At 59.8% G+C, this 22,760-nt stretch carries 14 protein-coding genes and 1 pseudogene; 4 read left to right on the forward strand and 11 right to left on the reverse strand.

Annotation, left to right across the window (positions count from 1 at the left end; translation table 11 throughout):
• Positions 1–47 precede the first annotated feature (47 nt).
• A pseudogene (locus CLV41_RS28400) lies at positions 48–242 on the reverse strand (aminotransferase class III-fold pyridoxal phosphate-dependent enzyme); the annotation flags it as partial.
• 170 nt (positions 243–412) lie between these two features.
• Positions 413–1,207: an IclR family transcriptional regulator gene (locus tag CLV41_RS20105; protein WP_103224219.1), complete on the reverse strand. Its 795-nt coding sequence runs from the start codon at positions 1,205–1,207 to the stop codon at positions 413–415.
• Between the two features lie 376 nt (positions 1,208–1,583).
• On the opposite strand from CLV41_RS20105, the gene CLV41_RS20110 reads away from it, so the two are divergent.
• Positions 1,584–3,686, forward strand: coding sequence for a TonB-dependent receptor (locus tag CLV41_RS20110; RefSeq protein WP_103224220.1), 2,103 nt, complete (start codon positions 1,584–1,586; stop codon positions 3,684–3,686).
• Between the two features lie 183 nt (positions 3,687–3,869).
• On the opposite strand, the gene CLV41_RS20115 is transcribed toward CLV41_RS20110, so the two are convergent.
• From CLV41_RS20115 to CLV41_RS20145, 7 genes are all read right to left on the reverse strand, one after another.
• Positions 3,870–5,108 carry a saccharopine dehydrogenase family protein gene (locus CLV41_RS20115; protein ID WP_103224221.1) on the reverse strand — a complete coding sequence of 413 codons (1,239 nt, stop codon included), beginning with the start codon at positions 5,106–5,108 and terminating at the stop codon, positions 3,870–3,872.
• A 50-nt stretch (positions 5,109–5,158) separates the two neighbouring features.
• Entirely contained in the window at positions 5,159–6,256 is a 1,098-nt protein-coding gene (locus CLV41_RS20120) for a carboxynorspermidine decarboxylase (protein WP_103224222.1), read from the reverse strand.
• A gap of 105 nt (positions 6,257–6,361) precedes the next feature.
• The gene (locus CLV41_RS20125; RefSeq protein ID WP_103224223.1) at positions 6,362–7,405 is read right to left on the reverse strand and encodes a methyltransferase; all 1,044 of its coding nucleotides are present in this window, start codon (positions 7,403–7,405) and stop codon (positions 6,362–6,364) included.
• 152 nt (positions 7,406–7,557) lie between these two features.
• Positions 7,558–8,313, reverse strand: coding sequence for a 2,3-dihydro-2,3-dihydroxybenzoate dehydrogenase (gene dhbA / locus CLV41_RS20130; protein ID WP_103224224.1), 756 nt, complete (start codon positions 8,311–8,313; stop codon positions 7,558–7,560).
• 19 nt (positions 8,314–8,332) lie between these two features.
• Positions 8,333–9,199, reverse strand: coding sequence for an isochorismatase (locus CLV41_RS20135; protein ID WP_103224225.1), 867 nt, complete (start codon positions 9,197–9,199; stop codon positions 8,333–8,335).
• A gap of 9 nt (positions 9,200–9,208) precedes the next feature.
• Positions 9,209–10,843 (reverse strand): (2,3-dihydroxybenzoyl)adenylate synthase, encoded by a 1,635-nt coding sequence (locus tag CLV41_RS20140; protein WP_103224226.1) that lies wholly within the window; start codon positions 10,841–10,843, stop codon positions 9,209–9,211.
• A gap of 34 nt (positions 10,844–10,877) precedes the next feature.
• Positions 10,878–12,059 (reverse strand): isochorismate synthase, encoded by a 1,182-nt coding sequence (locus CLV41_RS20145; RefSeq protein WP_103224227.1) that lies wholly within the window; start codon positions 12,057–12,059, stop codon positions 10,878–10,880.
• An 80-nt stretch (positions 12,060–12,139) separates the two neighbouring features.
• On the opposite strand from CLV41_RS20145, the gene CLV41_RS20150 reads away from it, so the two are divergent.
• The 3 genes from CLV41_RS20150 (at position 12,140) to CLV41_RS20160 (ending at position 18,360) form a co-directional block, all read left to right on the forward strand.
• A complete protein-coding gene (locus CLV41_RS20150) occupies positions 12,140–13,786 on the forward strand; it encodes a condensation domain-containing protein (RefSeq protein ID WP_103224228.1) in 1,647 nt (548 codons plus the stop codon).
• A 17-nt stretch (positions 13,787–13,803) separates the two neighbouring features.
• Positions 13,804–16,887: an AMP-binding protein gene (locus tag CLV41_RS20155; RefSeq protein ID WP_103224229.1), complete on the forward strand. Its 3,084-nt coding sequence runs from the start codon at positions 13,804–13,806 to the stop codon at positions 16,885–16,887.
• Positions 16,888–16,971: 84 nt separating this feature from the next.
• A complete protein-coding gene (locus CLV41_RS20160) occupies positions 16,972–18,360 on the forward strand; it encodes a condensation domain-containing protein (protein ID WP_103224230.1) in 1,389 nt (462 codons plus the stop codon).
• 62 nt (positions 18,361–18,422) lie between these two features.
• On the opposite strand, the gene CLV41_RS20165 is transcribed toward CLV41_RS20160, so the two are convergent.
• Together CLV41_RS20165 and CLV41_RS20170 are read right to left on the reverse strand one after the other, a co-directional pair.
• On the reverse strand, positions 18,423–21,461 hold the full coding sequence (locus CLV41_RS20165) for a condensation domain-containing protein (protein ID WP_103224231.1): 3,039 nt from the start codon (positions 21,459–21,461) through the stop codon (positions 18,423–18,425).
• 319 nt (positions 21,462–21,780) lie between these two features.
• The gene (locus CLV41_RS20170) at positions 21,781–22,746 is read right to left on the reverse strand and encodes an ABC transporter substrate-binding protein (protein WP_103224377.1); all 966 of its coding nucleotides are present in this window, start codon (positions 22,744–22,746) and stop codon (positions 21,781–21,783) included.
• Positions 22,747–22,760: the final 14 nt, after the last annotated feature.

The raw sequence follows: 22,760 nt of genomic DNA on the forward strand, positions 1-22,760 counted from the left end.
GCTTGAATAATGCGACAAACGCCGGGAAGTCTGCTCTCGCGGCGTTATTAAGTCCATACCCGCGTGCCCGGACGCCACGCGTCGCTTCGAAGCAAGACGAGAAGAGAAAGCGGAATCCCTCCACCTGTGCCTTTGGATATAACGAAGAGGTCCGTGGAAACGTTATAGTGTTCGAATGAGAACCATTTACCGGTTTGGCCCAATCCGCTTTGTATTTCATCAAATGCGAGCAAAAATCCATATCTGTCGCAGGCCTTTCACAAACGAATGAGGAGCAACGTGACGACCGCGCTCATAAAAAGGGATCAGCTCAAGTTTTCGACAGACGAGCGGACCGTGCCCACGGAGTTAGAAAACTGACGCCCGCGGAACCGATTGAGATCGGGATGTTTTCGACCTCTGGTGTTTATTGTCACTTGAGTGAAAAGGCTGCGGTGCCCCCTGTTTCCCGCGCGGCCTGTTTGGCGCAGTCAAGCAGTGCCTTCCTGTCTTCCGGCTTGTGCAGCAGACCGAGATTTGTGACCGTCGTCATGACACATGCGATTTCCTGTTGCGCATCGAATACGGGAACCGCCTGACCGGTAATGCCGGGCAGAAGATGGTCGGTCAGCTCCGCCCAGCAGGTTGAGCGCACGGTTTCCAGGGTCTCTCGCGAGGGCCGCTTGCCGCGGAAATGCGTGGGCTGCAGCTTTCGCGCCACATCGATCTGTTTGTCCGGCAGAAAGGCCTGAAAGACCAGTCCGCACGCGGAATTGTCGACCGGAAGAACGTCGCCCAGTCCAACGGAACTGATGGAAAAGAGGGCGCTGCGGTACCAGCGCACAACAGTGGGGCCGCGCTCCGTCCAGATGGCCACGCCGGCACTCGCGGCCAGGCCGCTGGCCAGCTTCTTGGTGTGTCTCCCGGCGATATCGACGGGATCTATTCTCTTCAGGGCGCCGATGCCGATGCTCAAGGCCGTCGGGCCAAGATCGTAAAAGCCGGTCTGCGGGTCCTGCATGACCAGCCCCTCTTTCACCAGGCTCTGCAGATAGCGATGGGCCGTCGGGCTGCCGGTCCCCGCTTTCCTGGCGATCACACCCAGGGCCATGGGTTCGGACCCGTTGGCGAGAATGTTCAGAAACCGCGTTGCAATGGAAACGGACTGGATGTTTCCGGAGCGTTTGCGCGCCGGGCCCTGCGTATCTTCATCGTCCTCGGCGCTCATGAGCCCGGCACATGGTGCGGAAACCGCTGGGGCTCTCCCGCACTCCCGTTTTTCAAAGTGTTTTGCAAAGGTTCTCTCTCCCGTCTGCCCATAAGGGTATGGGGCAAACGCGGTGAGTTCAATCGGTCATTTCTGATATTTTTCGTTAAAATTCAGCTTGTTGAGGATCAGTGTTGCCGTTTCGCAACTTTTATTCATGAGTTTTTAACTCATGTTGAAATGTGTAATGAGTTCTGTATAGTGAAATTCAGTTGATCCATTTTCCCGAGGGTTGGGCAAGTGATGGTCGCATTGGGCAATGGAACTACTCCTCAAAAAACTGTCGCACGCCAGATCACGCCAGCTTGCGCAGAACCATCATCATCAGGGTAATAAGATGAAACTGACACGAATTTCAACGTTGCTTGGAAGTACAGCTGTGATTACTATTTCACAGTTTGTTTCCTGTATCGCGTTCGCTCAGGATACTGGAGCAGGCGACGGTTCAGATGTCACTGTTCTCGATACGATTTATGTAAGCGGGGAAAAAATCTCCCGCAGCCTGCAGGAAACGGCCAGTTCGGTGGAAATCATTACCGCCGAGGATCAGGAAACGCGTCCTGAAGAACAGAGTGTTCAAAGTGCCATCAAGGACGTCCCGAACGTCTACTTTCCCGGAACGGTGGGTGTTGCGCCCATTATTCGCGGACAGGATACACAGGGACCGAACACAGGTGCGGTCGCATTCTATTCCGGCACTGTGCCACGGGCCTCGATCAATATCGACGGGCACTACCAGACCTATTTCGAAACCGTGTTCGGGGCGACGTCCATCTGGGATCTAGATCAGATCGAGGTCTTCCGCGGACCTCAGACCACATCGCAAGGCGCCAACAGCATCGCCGGCGCGATCATCGTAAAGACCAAGGATCCGACTTTCACACCGGAAGGCGCCCTGCAGGCGGAATACGGCAGCTACAATACCCACCGGGTGTCCGGCATGCTGAGTGGGCCGCTGAGCAGCCAGCTCGCCGCCCGCGTCGCGCTGGACTATTACGGCCGCGATACCTTCATCGACTACATCAATTCAAGCTTCTCCGAGGAGGTCACGGACCTCGACATCATGTCCTTCAATGGGCGTGCGAAGCTGCTCTATACGCCGGACGCGATTCCGGGATTGACGGCAAAGCTCACCTATGCGGCGGCGCAGAACAACCAGCCGACATATGAAGCCGCCACCGTTCAGCCCTTCGACAGGCTTGAAAACGATCAGGCCAGCGTGCCGAGCTTTTATTCGCGCTCGAATACCGGGATCTTCGATCTTTCCTACGAGTTCGAAAACGGTGTCGTTGTCAGCAACCAGACACAATACACCGACCTCTATGTCGATCGCCGCCTTGAAACAATCGGCAATGGCGACGCGACCATCGACCAGCAAAACTGGACGAACGAGGCTCTGGTGAACTTCGGCACCCAGGACAGCATGTTCAGCGGTGTCGCCGGCCTGTACGCCGCCCACACGCAGTCGGACGAAAGCCTTATGCTGCCGTTCAACGGGTCACCGGATTTCGAGGACTCAAAAACCAATCTGGGCGTCTTCACGGAAATCGACTATCGCATCAACGAGACCTGGACGCTGACAGGCGGTCTCCGGTTCGAGAGCGACCGGATCAAGCGCGAAGGTCTGTCGACGACGGCGGCCTTCAGGCCGGTGGACTTCAAATATGACGAAACCTTCAACGCGGTCCTGCCCAAGGTCGCCCTAGCTTACAACATAACGCCGGATGTGACCGTGGGCGGCCTGATCAACCGGGGTTTCAATCCCGGCGGTGTTGCCTTTGATTTCCTCAATGGCGAGGTCTTGCCGTTTAAGGAGGAAACCTCCTGGAACTACGAGATCTTCGGCCGCGCAAATCTGCTGGACGACAAGCTGTTTGTCTCGGCGAACCTGTTCTACACGGATTACCAGGATTCCCAGCGGTACTTTCAGACCGTCCTTCCCGGCAGTTCTGTAACCCAGCTCCTGACGCTGAATGCGGAAAAGGCTCATGCCTATGGCCTCGAAGTCTCGATGAGTTATCAGGTGCTGGACAATCTGCGCGTCAATGCCAATGCTGGCGTGCTGCAGAGCGAAATCACTCAGTTCGACACGCTTCCCACGGTGGAAGGCAACGAATTCAGCAAGTCTCCTGGCTATACGCTTGGTTTCGGCGTGGACTGGAGCGTCTTGGAAAACCTGGTGCTGTCGGCAAATGTCGAGCATTTCGACGGCTACTATTCCGACGACCTCAACTCCCAGGCCTTTCAGGTGGATCCCTACACGATCGCCAATGCCCGTGCGACGTACCAGATTCACGACCATTTCCAGATCTATGGATACGTGAACAACATCTTCGACGAACGTGTTCCGACCTATCTGGAAAACCGGCCGGGTGTCGCATCCTTCGCGATCATGACGGCACCGCGCATGTTCGGTGTGGGCGCAAAGGCGACGTTCTAAGAGCCACGGCAACGTCGAAAAGCAGCCGGCGGCACGGGAGAAACCCGGCCGCCGGTTTTTGTCTGATGGTGAAGCTACCGGGCTCGTTTGGCGGATGAAGAACTCCGCTGCGGCCGGTCCCGCACAGCTTCCCATGCCATCAGCCCTGGCCATGGCCGGGGCTGATGAGTCCGTGACCTGGTCCTAAAACGCGATAGCCCGGTCGCCGGCCGCGTCCTTGATGCGGGTCGGCAGGCCGATCCGGTTCAGGATGCCCAGGAACGGATGCGGTGGCAGTTCTTCCACGTTGGCCATCTTCCTGACGTCCCACTCACCGGTCGCGATCAGCATGGCAGCGGCGACCGGCGGCACGCCCGCCGTATAGGAAATCCCCTGGCTGCCGACTTCCTCATAGGCTTCCTTGTGATCGGCAACATTATAGATGAACACCTCGTGGTCCTTGCCGTCCTTGATGCCCTTCACGAAGTCGCCGATGCAGGTCTTGCCCGTATATTCCGGCGCGAGCGAGGACGGATCCGGCAGGCAGGCCTTGACCACCTTGAGCGGCACGACTTCCTGCCCCTCGGCGGTCTTGACCGGCTGTTCCGACAGCAGGCCAATGTTCTTCAGCACGGTAAAGACGTTGATGTAGTGTTCGCCGAAGCCCATCCAGAAACGGACATCCGCACCGTCCATGTTCCTGGACAGAGAATGCACCTCGTCGTGGCCGCACAGATAGGCCATGCTCTTGCCAACCACCGGCAGGTCGTATTCCTTGCCGATCTCGAACATCCTGTTTTCCTGCCATTCGCCCTTCTGCCAGGAATAGACCGTGCCGGTGAACTCCCGGAAATTGATCTCCGGGTCGAAATTGGTGGCGAAATACTGCTGGTGGCTGCCGGCATTGATATCGACGATATCGACCTCTGTGACCTTGTCGAGATAGTCGTCCTTTGCAAGGCGGGCATAGGCGTTGACGACGCCCGGGTCGAACCCGGCGCCGAGAATGGCGGTCACGCCGGCCTTCTCGCATTCTTCCGCGCGTTTCCATTCGTAGTTCGCGTACCAGGGCGGGGTTTCGCAGATCTTGCCCGGCTCTTCGTGAATGGCGGTATCGATATAGGCAGCACCCGTCTTGAGACACGCGCTGAGCACGGACATGTTCAAGAAAGCCGTGCCGACATTGATGACAATCTCACAACCGGTTTTCAGGATCAGGTCCGCGGTGGCCTCGATGTCGAGAGCGTTGAGTTCGTGCCCTTCGAGAACGCCCGGCTGTTTGAGGGCGTTTTTCTCGTGCACGGTCTCGATAATACGGTCGCATTTCGTCTTTGTGCGCGAGGCAATGTGGATGTCACCCAGAACATCGTTGTTCTGCGCGCATTTATGCGCCACCACCTGAGCGACACCTCCGGCGCCGATGATGAGAACATTCTTTTTCATAAGATCGTAAACCTTCCTTGGAACTTGAGAGGGTGTTCGAGTTTCCGGTCTCAGGACAGACTCTGTTCGTAATCCAGGTAGGTGAATTCGCGGATGGGCGTGATCGTGCCGTCCAGTTCCTTCACCGCTATGGCCGGCATTTTCACGCCGTTAAACCAGTTCTTCTTGACCATCGTGTAGCCAGCCGCGTCCTGGATCGAGACGCGGTCACCGGTCTTGAGCGCGTTGGGAAAATCGAACTCGCCGAAGATATCCCCGGCGAGGCAGGATTTGCCGCAGACCATGTAACGGTGCGGACCGTCATTCGGTTTCACCTTTGCGCTTTCGCGATAGATCAGGAGATCGAGCATATGCGCTTCGATGGATGCATCGACGATCGCCAGGTTCTTGCCGTTGAAGAGCGTGTCGAGCACGGTGGTTTCGAGCGTTGTCGAATTGGTGATCGAGGCTTCGCCCGGCTCCAGATAGACCTGGACGCCGTAGGTTTGCGAAAACGCCTTCAGGCGGTCGGCAAACAGATCGAGTGGATAGGTTCCGCCGGTAAAGTGGATGCCGCCGCCAAGGCTGACCCACTCCGCCCGTTTCAACAGCTCGCCGAATTTCTGTTCAATGTCGCCGAGCATCCGGTCGAACAGGGAGAAGTCGGCATTCTCGCAGTTGTTGTGGATCATGAAGCCGCTGATGCGATCCATGACCCTGGCCACCTTTGCGGGATCCCATTCACCCAAACGCGAGAACGGGCGGGCAGGATCGGCAAGGTCGAAACTGGAGGAACTCACTTGCGGATTGAGGCGCAGTCCGCGAACGATGCCCGCGGATTTTTCAGCAAACCGCTCCAACTGGCTGATCGAATTGAAGATGATCTTGTCCGCATGGGAGATCACCTCGTCTATCTCGTAGTCGGCATAGGCAACCGAATAGGCATGCGTCTCCTTGCCGAAGCGTTCGTGGCCAAGACGCACCTCGTTGAGTGACGACGACGTGGTGCCGTCCATGTAATCGCGCATGAAATCGAACACGCACCATGTCGCGAAACATTTCAGGGCCAGAAGCGCCTTTGCGCCCGACCGCTCTCGCACATAAGCGATTTTCTCCAGATTGCGGAGCAGGCCGGCCTTGTCGATCAGGTAGTAAGGGGTCTGTATCATTTATGTCTAACGCCGTTGTTGAATGCGGCCGCATTGCACGATTGCGGCCGCATTTACAAGAGTGGTCGGGCATAAGCAGACCCCAAACAGGCCTGAACGCCAAAATCAATCGGCCGCGCGGAACTCCAGAATGCTTACCGGACTGGCCGTCGGCGTGACTGATAGCGTTTCAAAGCCTGTTTCGGCAAGAAGGTGCGAGAATTCCTCCGCGGTCCGCTCCCGCCCGCCGAGCTGTGTCAGCATGAAAATGTCCTGTGACGAGCCGCGGGCGCCGGCATTCGCGTCATTGGCCATCATGTCGATCAGGAACAGCCGTTCGTTTCCCGCCAGGGCGCGTTTCGTGTTGTTGAGAATGATCCTGGCCGCGTCGTCGTTGAAGTCATGGAAGACCCGGCTGAACAGATAGATATCCGCACCACCCGGGACGGTTTCGAAAAAGGATCCCTTCGCGATGTCGGCACGGTTCTGTTGCCGCATTTGCTCAAACTGCGGATCGTAGGCCTCGATGCTGCGCGGCAATTCGAACAGGAGGCCTTCGGTTCCCGGATTTTTCTCCAGAAGCTGCGCAAGGAACGATCCGTTGCCGCCACCGACATCCATGAGCGTTGTGCCGGGGGCAAAATCCAGTTCCCTAACGACGACCGCCCCAATGCCCCTTGAAGCGCCGTTCATCTGGTCGTCGAACCGCTTCTGCGCGGCGCTGTCCTGCGCGTGCCAGTCGAAGAAGGCGGACCCGTGGGTCAGATCGAAGGCTGTCGTTCCGCAGCGGAGCTGGTCGGTCAGACTTTCCCAGGAGCGCCACAGAAGCGGGTCCAGTTCGCAGGCGACCCAGTTGCGCAGGCTCTGGGGATGTTCAGGTGCAAGGTACGCGGTCACGGGCAGGGCGGTGTAGCGGCCCTGATCGTCGCGGCCGATAACGTCCTCATTGACCAGGTGATTGAGAACCCTGTCGAGCGGCTGCGGCTGAGTGCCCGTCGCTATGGCAAGCTCCGCCACCGGGCGTGCTCCTTGTTCCAGGAGCGCCGGAATGCCGAGCTCGACCAGGACCCGGATGCACTGTGACGTCCTGTAGGCGGCGATCTGCGCCATCAACTTGAAGGGCGGGACGGCCGCCGGTTGACCGGGCGAAACTTCTGCGGGTGCCGACATTTACGCAATCCTTTTAGCTGTTGAATAATCCGGGTTCCGGACGTGGTCCGTCTGAATGTCGCAAAGCCGGTTTTCCACCCATGACGGGGTCAGGACAAAGTCTTCGCGAACCGTCCACAGCACATGAAAAACCGGCGGAATGGGTCCATACCTTAGGCTCCAAGGGTTGCCCCTCCGTCGACCACGATGTCCTGAAGCGTGATGTGTCCTGCGAGGTCCGAGGCGAGAAAAAGTGCCGTTTCGGCTATGTCGTCGATGTTCGCGATCTTGCCGAGCGGAATTCCGAGCTTGAACTGGTCGGGCAGGCCCGAGACCAGTTGTTGGTATCCGGCGGTTCCTCCCACCATGTCGCTGAGCATCGGCGTGTCCGTCGATCCCGGAGAAACGATGTTGCAGCGAACGCCGTAAGGCGCGAGTTCCAACCCGATACAGCGGCTGAGGCTCGCCATGGCCGCCTTCGACGCGCAATAGGCGGTCATGCCCGTGCGGGGCACATGCGCCGCGTTCGAGGCGATGTTCACGATGGCGCCGCTTCGCTGCGCCTTGAACACCGGTATCCACTGCCGGAGCAGATAGAACGGGCCGCTGGCGTTGACGTCAAAGCAGGTCTGCCAGTCCTGCGGAGTCAGGTCCTCGGCCGCACCGGTTTTCAAAGTACCCGCCGCATTGACCAGAATGTCCAGCCCGTCGTGCTCGGCTTTGAGAGCGTTGCAGACGTCTTCAACCTGACCTGAATCGGCCAGGTCAACCGCAACGATACGGAACGGCAGGGCGGATTCGCCTGCCTGCCGGTCCAGCCCGGTTACATTCGCACCGCAATCGCAAAAGCGTTCCGCGATGCGGCGGCCTATCCCGCTGGCCGCTCCCGTCACCAGCACGCGCTTGCCCGTGAATTGATGGATACCCATGGCCGGTTGTCCCGGTTCGTCAGGCTGCAAGTGACTTGCTCTCGATCAGGGACCACCAGCCGTTCAGGGTCGGGACCCTCGCCAGTTCGTCGAAACCGACGACAACACCGCGCTCTTTCAGTTCGCTGGCGAGCTTCATCACCTGAATGGAATCGAGGCCGTAGAAAATCAGGTTTTCCTCCGGATCGAGTTCCGCGTCGTCCTCGATCAGTTCCAGAACTCGGGCCTGCAACCACTCCCGGGTCGGATCCGACGCCGCGGCTTCGCCCGTCAGGCCGGCCGTGTCGATGACCGCGCCACAGCGGGTTGCGACGTATTTCAGGGCCATGCGATGTTCGGCTTCTGAAAAATCCGCGACCGCATCGGCAATCATGAAAGCCTGAATGTCATTCATGAAGGCGTCCGCGACGGTCATCAGGCAGCCGATATGCGCATAGATGCCGCCGACAATGAGCTGGTCCCGGCCGAGCGATTTCATGCGCTCCTTGAGGTCGGATCTCTGAAACGCGCTGTAGCGCCATTTTGTCAGAACCACGTCGTTTTCGCCGGGCTCGAGGCCCTTGACCACCTGTTGTAACGCAGGATCGGCTACGGTCAGCCCGGGTCCCCACATGTCGTTGAGCAGCGCCCGGTCTTCCGGTGCCTGATCGTGAGGCTGGGCGGTATAGAATACCGGAACGTTGTTTTCATCCGCCCAGGACCTGACACGCTGCAGATTTGAAATCAGCTTCTGGCGAAGATCGCCATCCTCGCCGTAAAAGCGCAGGAAATAGTCCTGCATGTCGTGAATAAGCAGAACGGCCCGTTCGGCATCCGGCTTCCAGGAGGTCTTGTTGGCGGGAAACTCCCGCGGCATCGGATAGTCTGAGATTGTCGGAATGGTCATGAGACACCTTTACTGGGTTAAGGCGGGAGCAAATTTCTGTGCGAGGTCCGCGCGCAGCTTTTTCTTGTCGGGTTTGCCGAAGGCGGTGAGGGGAATGGCGTCTGCAAAACTGAAACGGTCGGGCAGCTTGTATTCGGCGACGCCGAGCGACATCAGATGCCGTCGCAGAGCGAGCGGTTTGATGCAGGAGTTTTCCGAGACAATGACCGCGCAGCTCTTTTCGCCGAGCATCGGGTCCTGAATGGCGACCAGCGCCACTTCGCGCACGTCGGGGTGAAGCAGCAGCAGACTTTCAACCTCTTCGGCGGCAATCTTCTCGCCGCCCCGGTTGATCTGGTCTTTCACGCGCCCGACCACGCTCAGGTAGTCTCCGTTCGAGCGGCACACCAGGTCGCCGGAATAGTAGAAACCCTCGTCGTCGAAGACCTCCGCATTGTGGTCCGGGCTCCGGTAGTAGCCGCGGAACGTGTAGGGGCCTCTTGTCGCGAGCCTGCCCGTCTCGCCATCGGGGACCGGCTGGCCGTTCTCGTCCACGATCTTGATTTCGTCGTCGGGGCTGATCGGGCGTCCCTGTGTCGTGAAGACAAGCTCGTCCGGATCGTCGAGGCGGGTGTAGTTCACCAGTCCCTCGGCCATGCCGAATACCTGCTGGAGCTTGCAGCCGAGGATTTCGGGAACCATGCGGGCATGGGATTGGGGAAAATGCGCCCCACCCACCTGCAGGAGCTTCAGACTGGCAAGCGCGCTGCGGTGGTCGGGTGCCGCCTGAAGCCAGAGATTGACGGCCGACGGCACCAGGCCCGCCATGGTCACACCATGCTTGCGGATGAGCGCGAAGCAGGCAAGCGGCTCCGGGTTCGGTGCCAGAACCATGCAGCCGCCCGCGTGGAAGACGCCGAGCGCACCGGGGGAACTGAGCGGGAAATTATGCGCTGCCGGAAGCGCGCAGAGAAACCGCGTCTCGGGTGTCAACTCGCAGATTTCCGCGCTGGCGCGCACGCTGTAGTCGTAGTCGTTGTGCGTGCGGGGGATGAGCTTCGGCGTTCCCGTGCTGCCGCCGGAGAGCTGGAAGAAGGCGACCTCACCGGGGTCCGTGGGACCAAAGTCCGCAACGGCATCGTCCGGTTTGGTCTGAATCCAGAGCGACAGGCTTGACCCGGGCGCTTCCTCTTCCAGGAGAAGCACCGCAAGCGGACCGTCCCGCATGTCTCGCAGGTCTTTGATGAAGTCGTCGTTGGCAAACAATTCGTGCTGGCGGCTGGCAATCAGGAGCGTCGGCCTGATCTGCTTCGCATAGGCCGTCATCTCGTGCCGGCGATGGCTGTAAAGCGCATTCACCGGCGCCACGCCGGCCTTGAGCAGAGCGAAGAAGACGATGTAGAACTCGGCGACGTTCGGCAATTGCACCAGCGCGGTGTCCCCGGGTCCCAGGCCCCGGGAGGCCAGCCTCGCGGCCAGGTTGGTGGAAAGCTGGTTAAGCCGCTCGTAGGAGAAGGTCCGCTCACCGCAGATCACCGCTGGCGCCGACGGCTGGAGCTGTTGCTGTTGCTCCAGAATCCGGGTGAGCGGCCGGTCGATCCAGTAGCCGTGTTTGCGGTACCGCTGGGCCAGATCGACAGGCCAGCGCTGAAAATCTACGTTCATTGGAGTAACCTGATTTTTTGAAAGGTTCGGACGGTTATGCGGCAATGCCGCAGGCGTTGAGCATCGTGCCCAGCTTGGTCTGGACTTCCGCCCATTCGCAGTCCGGTTGCGATGCCTCGACGATGCCGGCACCCGCGAACAGGCGGACCTTGTCGTGCTCGACGATGCCGCACCGGATGGTGATCGCCCATTCGCCGTTGCCTTCCGCGTCGCACCAGCCGACCATTCCGGTGAACAGCCCCCGCTCGAAGGGTTCGACGAAGCGGATAAGGCGTTGTGCCCGTTCTGTCGGGTAGCCGCAGACCGCGGGTGTCGGGTGGAGAAGACAGGCAAGCTCCAGAGCCGTGATCGACGGGTCGTTCAACAGTCCGCCAATCCGGGTCGAGAGGTGCCAGAGGGCAGCTGTACTCAGGAGCGATGGCTTCTCCGGCATATCGAGGTCGGCACAGAAAGGCTCAAGGATGCGCTGAATGTCCTCGACGACGAGCCTGTGCTCGTACTGGTCCTTTTCCGAAACAAGAAGCCGGTCGCTGGCATCCTTGTCCGCGACGGGGTCGGTCAGTCGTTTCGTGGAGCCGGCGAGCGGATTGGAGACAACCCGGTTTCCCGTCTTGCGAAGCAACAGTTCCGGACTGACGCCAATCAGCTCGCCGCCATCGGGCAGCGGCACATGAAACTGGTAGCCGTCCTTGTTCTGGGCGCGCAGACTGCGCATCAGCCAGTCCACATCGACCGGCGCGGCAAACTGCAGTTCCCGCATTACCGAGAGCACCGCCTTGCGAACGTCGCTGTGCTGGAAATTGACGATTGCGTGCTGGACCGCCCGCTTGAAACCGGACTCGTCGGGAACGCTCCGCTGTTCAAGAAGTGCCGGCATTTCCAGGTGATTACCCGGCGAAGCATCTCCGTCAATCCGTGTTCGCCATTCGTGGTCTTCCGGCACGTAGAGGCAGGAAACTTCGCTGAGATCGAAGGGGATGGCGCCGATGACAATCGGATTTTCCTGTCCGGCCTTCCTGCCGCGGTCCAGGGCTTCCTCAACGGTCCGGTGAAAGAGATCTCCCGCTGTTCCTCCGTTTCGAACCGGCACCGCGATTCGCTCCCGGATACCTTCGGCGTGCAGTTCATTTTCGCCTGAGGTGAACAGAAATTTTCCCTTGGTATCAGGCAGGATGTCCATGTCCTCATGGCACATCACTCGCGCTCCGATTGTCATGGAGCATCTCCTATATGAATGGTTGACTTTCGTAAATACTTGAGTATAAGACTCATGTTTTGTCAACACCAAAAGTCGCAATGAAAAACCTTACACCCATGCAGGCCGCCTACTGGACGGGCCGGCAAGCCAACGGTTTCCTCGGAAATGTCGCGGCCCATCTTTATGTGGAATTCGATTGCGGAAAGCTCGATCCGCATCGGCTGGAGAAGGCCGTCCGGAAACTTTATGAATCCCATGACATGATGCGCATGCGCATCACGCCAGACGGGCGCCAACATATTGGAAAAACGGAAGAAAGCCTCTCCTTCGAAATCGAGGATCTGACCGGGCTGGATGCCGGTGTTCTCGATAGGCACCTGGCGGACAAGCGGGAACGCTGGACCTGCCGCACGCTCGATCTCGCAGCCGGACAGACCTCCGCTTTCGGGCTGAGCGTCCTGCCTGGCGGAGCCTGCCGTCTGCATGTCGACACGGACATGGTGGCCATCGACCCGCCCAGCTTCTGTCTTCTGATGGAGGACCTTGCACGGTTTTACGAAGACCCCCGGATCGGCATCGAAAAGGGCAAATCCGGGTATTTCGACTGGCTGGACCGGAAAAATTCCGACTCGGACCTCGCAAGGCGGCATTCAGAGGACAAACGCTGGTGGCAGGAGCGTCTGGCGGGCCTGCCGCCCGCCCCGAATCTCCCGGCGGCGGCGATATCTCGGCCCGTACGAAGCGGCCGGCTGGCCGCGATGCTCTCGCCCGAAGAGCGCAGGTCTCTGACACGCACTGCGCGTGGACTGAGAATCACGCCATCGGCCCTGATGCTGGGACTGTTTACCGCGGTTGTTGGCGAAGCGACCGGCGACGAAAGGTTCCGTCTCAACGTGCCGATGTTCTGGCGGGCGCCCTTTACCGCCGAAGTCGAGCGGCTCGTGGGGGATTTTTCCAACATTCTCATCCTGGCGGCCGACCCGTCTCCCGGTGAGCCGCTCGGGTCGCTTTGCAAACGTCTGGCTGAGCAGATGCTCGATCTCCTCGCGCATTCGTCCTATCCCGGCGTGAACGTGATGCGTGACCTCTCGCGGGCAAGGCGCTCCTTGCAGACCGCCCCGATCGTTTTCACCTCCGGTCTCGATCTGCCGGGGCGCGATCTGTTTTCAGAACGGGTGGCCCGAGTGTTCGGTCCGATGAGCTGGGCCGTTTCCCAGGGCCCTCAGGTCGCCCTCGATGCGCAGGTGGCTGCCATGAGCGGCGGTATCCTTATCAACTGGGACATCCGCTATGACGCGTTGCCCGAAACCTGGATCAACTCCGCCTTCGACACCTACGTGGCGCTTGCCAGAAAGATTGCGAAAGACCCGGCGGCACTGGAAGAGCCGGCATTTCCCCGTGAGGCCACCGCCCACGCCGCCGGTAACGCCAGCAGGCATACCGAATACATGCTGCGGGAACTGCTGACCCGGCTGGTACCCGCGGCCGGCGCACATGGTCCAGGCGAAATCCGCAAGCTCGGGCTCTCCGATGGAGACCTGACGGGTTTTGTGGCCTTCCTCAATCGCTACATTCCCGGCACGAATCTCACACTGGAAGACATCGGACCGGCGAGCACCGCCGCCAGTCTCGCCAGCGTCATCAGGGTCCGGTCCGCCGGGGCCTCGGAGAAGGTTGGTCTGGCCTACCTGAAAGCAATCGACGCAAGAGACCGGGCTTCGCTTGAAGCCCAACCCGCCGAATAATCCCCGCTGGAGACACCATGGAAACCGAACTGACGTCATTGCAGCGTGCCTATCTGCTGGGCCGGAGCGAATATGTGCCGCTTGGCGGCGTGGCAATGCAGGAGTTCCGCGAATATCGCGGCCGTTTTGATCTCGATCTCCTGGAGCGGCAGCTCGTTCTGCTGGCGGAAAGACACGAGAGCCTCCGCACGGTCATCGACCGGAAGACCTATTCCAGGCACATTCTGGAAAAGCCCTCGGTGGATTTCCTTTCCATCGACCTGTCCGGGTTGGCACCGGAGGAAGCGGACCGCAAGATCGACGAATTGAGGCAGGAATTCTCGCATCGGCTGTTCGACCTGACCGCTCCTCCCTGGCAGGTCGTCGCCTTCAAGCTGCCTGAACCGGCGGAAAAGACCGACGATACCTGTGCCGTCTTCTTCCGGTTCGATGCCCTGATCCTGGACGGATTTTCCATTGCGGCCCTGCTGGCCGAATTGTTCGAGGACAAGCGGCCCGAAGTCGCGCCCCCGGCCGCATCCCCGGCTGCGCCCGATCGCGACATGGTGCGCCGGGACGCGGAATACTGGAAATCCAAACTGAAGTCTTATGAAGGGGCCCCGCGGCTGCCGTGGAAGAAGCCTCTGGAAGACATCAAAACCTCCCGCTACGAAAGGGCCGGCCTGACCGTCGACAAGGAGCGGCTCCGGATATTTTCCCGCCTGGGTGCGAAGAACGGCCTGTTTCAAAACACGGTTCTGTCGGCCGCGATCCTTGAAGTCCTGTCGCACTGGTTGAGCGAAGGACCCCTGCATGTGGGCATTCCCGCCGCGCCGCGCACGGGCGGCGGCTATGCGAACCGGTCTACTTTCTTCGCCGTTGCCTGGGAAACGCGGCAGGGCACTGACCTCGCGGAGCGCGCGAGGACACTCCAGACAGATGTTCTGGAAGCGCTGGACCACTTGTCGTTTTCCGGTGTCGACATCAACCGGTTTCTCATGGACATCGGCGGCACCGAAGGCGGCGTCGCCCTGCCGGTCGTTCTTACCAACGGCCTCTCCTGGCCGACACTCCCCCCGGATCACCCCATCCGTCTGCGGGATTGCCTGACGCAGACGCCTCAGGTCGCGATGGACATTCGCCTGACGACCACTTCGGACGGCGACCTTGCGGTCGATATCGACTATGCCGTGGAAGCGGTCGACGCGGCCGTGGTCCGGGATATTCTGGCGGCCATCGACAAGGCGGTGCGGGTAATCTGCGAAACAGAAACGCTTGCGTTTAGCGCCCGCGACATTCTGGATTTCAGCCACTACCGGTTCAATTCACCGGAGGAAGGCTATTCCAGCTGCGGCTATTTGAACCGTATTGCCGACCACATGTTCAACGCGCCACCCGAAAACGATGCCCTCATCAACGGCGACCGCCGTGTTTCCTACGCGGACTTGGGAGCCGGCGTTCACAAGGCACTGACATTCCTGGAAGAGCGGAAGCTGGAAAACGGCAATATCGTCGTCTTGTCGCTGCCACGCTCGCCGGAACAGACAATGCTGACCCTGGCCTGCGCCCTGAGAGGCATTATCTGGGTTCCCGTCGACGCCTGCGCGCCTGCGGACCGCCTGAAATACATGTACGACAACTGCAGACCCGATCTTGTCGTCGGCTCCACGCCCGTGGCGGGCTACGAGGTGATTCCGGCCGAAACCGTGCTGAACACAGTTGCCTCGAAAGATCCCTTCGCGCTGATGCCTCGCCTGGAAGATCTGTCATCAAGCGACGCCGCCGCCTATTACCTTTATACGTCCGGCACCACCGGAAAGCCGAAATGTGTCGTGCTGTCCAACAGGTCCACGGACAATGTCATCGGCAGCACCAATGCGGAGTGGGAGATCACGTCCAGCGATGTTTTCATCTCTGTCAGCCCGCTCTATCACGACATGTCGATCTACGAGGTGTTCGGCTGCCTGACCGCCGGGGCCACTCTGGTCCAGCCGGTGCAGGGTGAGGAAAAGGATGCCGTACGCTGGAACCAGCTTGTTGCCGAACACGGTGTGACGATCTGGTCGTCCGTGCCGACGATTTTCGAGATGCTGCTGTCGTGCCGCAAGGGGGAGGAGCTCAAGTCCCTGCGGTTGATAAATCAGGGCGGTGACTACCTGAAACCGGCGGTGATTGCCGAATTGCGGCAAACCAATCCCGGGGCACGGCTGAGCTCGATCGGCGGACCGACTGAAACCACCATCTGGAGCATCTGGCACCGGATCTGTCCGCAGGACACCGGCAATATACCCTATGGCCGTCCACTGCCTGCCAACAGCTACTTCATCCTCAACGAACACGGCGAGCACTGCCCGCCCGGGGTCGTCGGCCGTATCCATTCCTGCGGTGTGAACACAGCTCTCGGATATCTGCAGGACGGCGAGCTGCACCAGCATGACTTCGTTACGATCGAGGATGAACACGGTTGCAGCGTCCGCGCCTTCCGGTCGGGAGACAGGGGCAAATACCGCCACGACGGCATCATTTTGTTCGACAGCCGCGTTCAGGGTTACATCAAGGTGCGCGGCGTCAGGATTTCGATTCCCGACGTCGAAAACGAACTTGTGAAACATCCCGAGGTCTCGCGCGTCCTGCTGACGGATCTGGGCGACGAAAGGAGCGGCGAGACCGAACTGGGGGCACTCTACGAACTGGTCGCCGGCAGCCGGATCACGGATGCGGACCTGCGAAGTTTCGCAAGGCGGCATCTGCAGGAATCGCACATTCCCTCCCGGTTCCTGAGGGTGGACAGCATTCCGCTTTCGGCCAACGGCAAGCCGGACCGCAGGCAGGCACGGCGTATCCTTGCCGAGACATCGGCAGCGAAGCGGCCGCCACGGCCGCGGCAGGAACCGGAAAGCCGGCGTGTCCTCGATATCTATCTGGGTGTGGTCGGCAACGGGCAAAGCCGCCCCGTGGACGGCTCCACCGACTTCCTGTCGATAGGCCTTTTGCCGTCTCATCTCAAACCGATTTCGGCCCGGATCAACGCGGAATTCGGTGTCGCGCTTCTCCCCAAGCAGCTTCTGCAATGCCGCAACGCCGATCAGGTGCATCAGCTTGTGGCGGCGCAGTGCGCATGAGCAGAACCGCGACGAGACGCTGACTATTGAAAAAAGACGGACAGGCGCTGTCCGTATCCGCACTGACATTAAGGAGGACTGTTCATGCCGGACATCAATCCCACCGGCGACTGGATGCCGCTGACTTTGCCACAGCTCGATTTTTGGGAGGAATTCACCTTCCACCCGGACCAGCCCGTTTCAACAGTCGCGCACTTTATTGAAATCGAAGGGGACGTGAACGAAATCGCCCTGAAACGCGCGATAGATCAAACCATCGGGGAAGCCGAAATCCTGTCCGCGAGGTTCGAGGCGGAGGAAAAGGGTGAAACTCCCATGCAAATCTGCGATCCGGACCTCGTCCCGGAGTTGAAGGTCACCGACTTGAGAGGCAAGGAAGATCCGCTGGCCTCCGCCAGAGAGCTGATGGAACAGGATCTGACGGCAAAACTGGATCTCAGGCACGACAAGCTGTCGGCCCATGCGCTCTACCGTGTCGGCGACGCGCGCTATCTCTGGTATATCCGCGCGCATCATATCATTGTCGACGGCTACGGCCTTGCCCTGATCGAGCGGCGCTGCTCCCAGCTCTACAATCATTGTTGCGGGGCGGGTGATGCCGGCCTCCCATTTCACTCGCTTGCAAGTTTTCTGGACGAGGAAAACCGGTATCAGGACAGCCGTCAATGGCAAGCCGACCGGGCATTCTGGACGGATTATTTTAGCAAGGCGGAAGGTATCGAAGTGCTGGAACGGGGAGATGAGGACTACGGCGGTCCCGGTCTTCACGGCAGGTTTTCTTTCCCGTCCGAATTTTCCAGCGGACTGCGGACAACCGCGGCCGCCGTGGACATCGGCTGGCCCGATCTGCTCACGCTGGCCTCCGGGCTCTATCTGTATGCAACGCTGCCCGAAACACACAAACGGACTTCGGACTCGCTGACCCTGTGGCTTCCTTTCATGAGCCGCTGGGGCAGCATCGGGGCGCATATGCCGGCTCTTCTGGTCAATATCCTGCCATTCCGGATGCAGGTGAAAAGGTCCGAACCTCTGGCGGACTTTCTGAAACGGTCCGCGGCGGAACTGCGGCAGCAGAGGCGGCACAGCCGTTTCAGGATCGAGCAGATTTCGATGGATCAGGGCCTTGCGGAAGGAAGCCGGTATTTCTTCTCGCCCCTGATCAACGTGCTGCCGTTCAATTCGCCGACATTCAACGGCTGCCGGGCACAGCGGCATATTCTCGGCAGCGGGCCTGCCGACGGTTTCAATCTGACTTTCCGGGGGGAGGGCGATGGCAGGGAACTGGTCCTTTGCCTGGACGCCGATCCCGCTCTGACCGGAACGAAGGAATTCGACCGGCATGAAAAAGAGCTGCCGTCGTTCCTGTCCCGCATTCTTCAGCCGGACATGCTCGATCGCCCGGTCGGCACCCTTTTCGGGGAAACGTCCTCTGCCGCGCGTCTTGAAACAGAGGCTCAGCATTTCCCGATGTAGCCGCTTTCTCCTTTCGGAGCGTCATGCGTTCAGTTGAACGCATGACGCTCCGAAAGACCGGTTCAAGCCTGCTTCAACTCACTCAGCGGTCTTGCGGACACGCCGGGCTGCGAGAACCGGCTGAACGTGTCCATGACCGTTGCCTGGATCGCATCCACCTGTTGCGGGCTGTAGCGCCTTGACTGGTAACTCATCAGCACCCGAATGGACCGGTCGCCGTCGATCACCTCTTCCATCACCTCGAATTGCAGTCCCAGGTGGGAGTCGTGCTTGTCGGGATCGACCTGGCGGAACGCGGTCCGGCCGCCGTCAGGCTTCGGCAGACTACCGTTCAGCTTGTTCTGCGCGTGGATCTGAATGAACACATCGAAAAGATGATCCCGTTCGCACGTCATGCCGAGCGCCGTTTCGACCAGGTCGATCGGAATGTCGGTATAGAGCATCGATCCGTTGATCATGTCCTTGATGTTGCCGATCAGCTTTCCGACCGTCGGTTCGCCGCCGAACCGCACACGATGGGCAACAACGGTGGTGAAATATCCGATCGTGTCGAAATAGTCCGGGTCCGTGCGGCCTGAAGCGGATGTGCCTATCACCAGGTCCGTCAGGCCTCCTAGCCTTTGCAACGCAGCGGAAATCGCTGCGTAGACGACATTGAAAAGGGACGCGCTGTTTTCCTTGGCAATCGCATAGAGACCTTCGGAAATCTCCTTGTCCAGCCGCATCTCGACCCAGCCGCCGGCGACGGTTTCGCTTCCCGGCTGCTCCGCCGGCGCGGGCTCTTCAGAGAACAGCACGAGTTCTCTCGGTGCATCGCAGAGCATGTCGGTCCAGTAGGCAAGGTGCTCGCCGTTGACGCCCTCAAGAACCTGCTTGCGCGCGAAGTCAAGAAAGGGTGCCGGTTTCCCCGACCAGACCGGCGCGGAGCCGGCCGCCCTGGCCCGATAGGCCTCCACAAGTTCGTCCATCAACAGGTTGACCGACCATTCGTCGAGCGCAAGGTGCTGGAACAGGAACGAAAGCATCTGCCGGCCGGTCTCTGGATCTCTCAGGAACCTCAGCCTGACCGGCAGTTCCTTCGACAGGTCGAAGCAGTAGCCGGCCTCGGCGCTTCGGTCGGTATCCGCGCTCTCTTCGCTTGTCCAGAACCACTTGTAGTTGCCAAGCTCCGCAACAGGAACGACCCTTTGCAGGACTTGCCCGTCCTCGTCTTTGAAGAACAGGGTTCTGAGGCCGGAATGCCGTTTCATGAGGTCCAGAAACGCCTCGCCGAAGACCGTTTCATCGACGGTGTCGAGAAAGTCCAGGGCGAACGGCAGATTGAAGATCTCGTTGTAGCCGAGGGCCGAGTAGATCTTCCAGAGCGACATCTGCGCCAATGCGAGAGGGGCCACGGCAGCATCGGTATGGCCCGTATCGATCTCGTCCGACCCGTTGACGTCCGCCTTTTTTGCGCCTTCGACAATTCTGGCATGATGTGCGAGCGCCGAGGCCGTCGGGTTGCCGAAAAGATCGTTGAAGCGGACCTCGATACCATGATTGTGCAAGAGGCGGCCGATGATCCGGGTCGCGACCAGAGAATGGCCGCCAAAGTCGAAAAAGTCGTCATCCGGTTTCAGGTCCGGCGTGGCCAGCGCCTCGCGAAACTCAAGCAGGATCGCGGATTGGACGGCTGCGATATCGGACCGGCGCCCGTCTCCAGGCGTCGTGGCCGGCTCTTCGGAAAAGGCTTTCCCGGAGAATGACGGCAATGTATTTGACGGGAAATCGCCGGTATCTTCCTGAGAAATGCCGTTTTGCAGGGCACCGGTAAACAGGTCCAGCACCAGGCTGCCGGCATGCCGGCTTACCTTCTGGCCGGTGACCAGTTCCAGAACCGTCCTTCCTTCCGCGTCGAGACCGACGCCAAGTTCGAAATCGGAGCGCAGCTCCGGCGTCGGCAACGGAACCCGGTCCAGGGTCACGGTCGGCACATCGAAGAATTGCTGAGGATCGGTCAGCCACCTGACGGAAACCTTCGGCAGATCAACCGCCGAATTGGCATCGTTCGCCGGAGTTCCCGTGTCCGCAAAGGCCTTCATCCGGGCAAGGATCCGGGCCTCGGCATCCTGCAAATCCATGTCGTGCGAAATGACGACCTTCACGGTGTCCTTGTAGGCGAACGCCACTGAATGGTCGCCCAGCCGATCCTCCGGTCTTGCCGGAAACACGGCTTCGATCCGCTCATGTCCGCCGAGCCTGCAAAGGAATTGGGCGAAGCGGACTCCGATCGATGCCAGCTGCGAATAAACGTCCGGGACCGGGTCCTGCGGTTGTCTGGAAAGCCCGGTCTCGATCACGGCGCCGTATCGGCGCGCAAGCCGGTCGTTCGAGGCAGGCTCGGAGAACGGCACGCTGAAATCGACAACCGCGGTTTCCGGCGACACATCCTCCCGGCGCAGCCAGGCGAGGGGAGCAATGCCATGAGTGTCAAACTCGAGCTCAACCGCATCGTTCAGCGACGGCGCGGCGAGCGGTTTGCGGCCATAGGCACGCGCCAGGTTTCTCAAGATATCCTCGGGCGAGCACATCTCCTCGACGATGCGGTGGATGAGAAGGGTCAGGATCACTTCGTCCAGGCAGAAAATCACCAGAACCTTGAAGGGCGGTTCGGATTCGCTGACCCAGGAAGCCTGCTGACGCGCCAGGATCAGGGAAACGGCCTCCTGGCGGCAATCGACATTGACGATTTCCAGGGTCTCGCCACTCTCCTCGGCCGGATATTTGAGCAACTCGCCATCGTCGCTGAACCGGTAGCGCATGGTGAGCTCCGGGAGCGCGCCCACAAGTGTGTCCACAGCCCGGGTCAAGCGCGCGATATCGGGTATGCCGCCCAGCTTGTAGGCCAGGGCATGGCGCAAGGTCAGGGCTGCATCCTGTTTCTGCGCCAGCCAGATCCGCTCCTGGTGCTGTGTGACGTTGAGCGGTTCGGACGATCCCGCCATTTCCGGAACCCGGGCGGGTTCTCCGACAGCATGATCGACGTCCACTTGGGATTTGAGCACTTCGTCGAATCGCTCGAACTCACTTGCCGTCAACAGGCGGTCGAAGCCTCCGGTCATTTCAATCTCCTGATACTCAATGCTGGTGCTGGTTGCGTATCCTCGAAAACCTTTTCGATACAAGGGCTTCTGGCGGTCTGCAACGGCAACACAGGAACCCTCGGATCGGGCTGGTGACAAGAGCCATTTCTATCAGAGACACCCATCGGGAGCAATTAAACTTGTATCAAATACTCATATTTTCTACTTCGGCCGTCTTTCGCGCGATGTCATTGACCGTTTTCAGAACCAGGCCGCAAATAGACGAGACCACCCGAGCCTCAAAAAGGCTGCCGGGTGGCCTGTGCCGTTATGCGCTGCAAAGGTGAAAAGGGCGGTTCTACCGCTCTTTCCCGCTCCAGTTCTCGACGGCATCCAGCATGTGTTCAGCGCTCGCCACTGTCGGCGTAATGACCTTGGCGGGATCGACGAACAGGATGCGGTCTTCCAGAGCGGGTTTCATGAAGCGGTCCCAGCCGGGCACGATCTTGCCGAGCTTGGCGCGCGTTCCCGCTTCATCGCGCCCTTCGTCCATGTAGTTGTTCAACAGGACGAGGACATCCGGATTCAGTCTGCCGAACGCCTCGGTACTGAGCGGCATCAGCATCATCGATCCGCCGCCGGCCGTGGTGCCGTCCGTATTGTTGACCTCCAGGCGGGTATAGCCGAGATCCTCAAGGGCCTGCACCATTCCCGAGGAGTTGCCGACCACATTGAGCTGATCGGTCAGGAAGATGGGAAGATAGGTCTGGCCGGCCGTGTTGGCGGGCAAAGAGGCGTGGAGTTGGGCGACACGCTCAAGATAGGCCGCCTTGCGGGCCGCAAAGGCCTCCTCCTGGCCGACAAGCGCCGCGAGATCTTCCTGGACGTCGAAGCCGTGCACCTTTGTGCCGCCGATATTCTGCAAATAGACGGGGGCCACGGTGGCGAGCTGATCCACCTTGCCGGCATCCAGTTCCGTGGCAAGGATCAGGTCGGGCTCCAGAGCCCGCAGTTTTTCCAGATCGGGCTGGCCAACGGGTCCGAAACCGCCGGGTTTGGGTTTTCCTTCTCCAAGTACGGTGTCGATAAAGTCCACCGCGATGACGAACTCGCCGTCTTCGGTCCGGCCGTAGCTGCCGGTCACCTCTAGCCCGAGATCCATCAGAGGGATCCCAAGCAGCGGCTCGTGCATGACGACGATCCGCTGCGGGTGCTCGGGCACCGTGACTTCGCGGCCCGTGTCGTCGGTGACTGTGCGCTCCGCCGCGAGGACCGGGCTTACCGCCAGAACGGCCGCGACTGTGCATGCAATCAGAAAACGCATAATGAACCTTTCTT

The organism is Roseibium marinum (genome assembly GCF_002906165.1).
GTDB classification, from domain to species: Bacteria; Pseudomonadota; Alphaproteobacteria; order Rhizobiales; family Stappiaceae; genus Roseibium; species Roseibium marinum.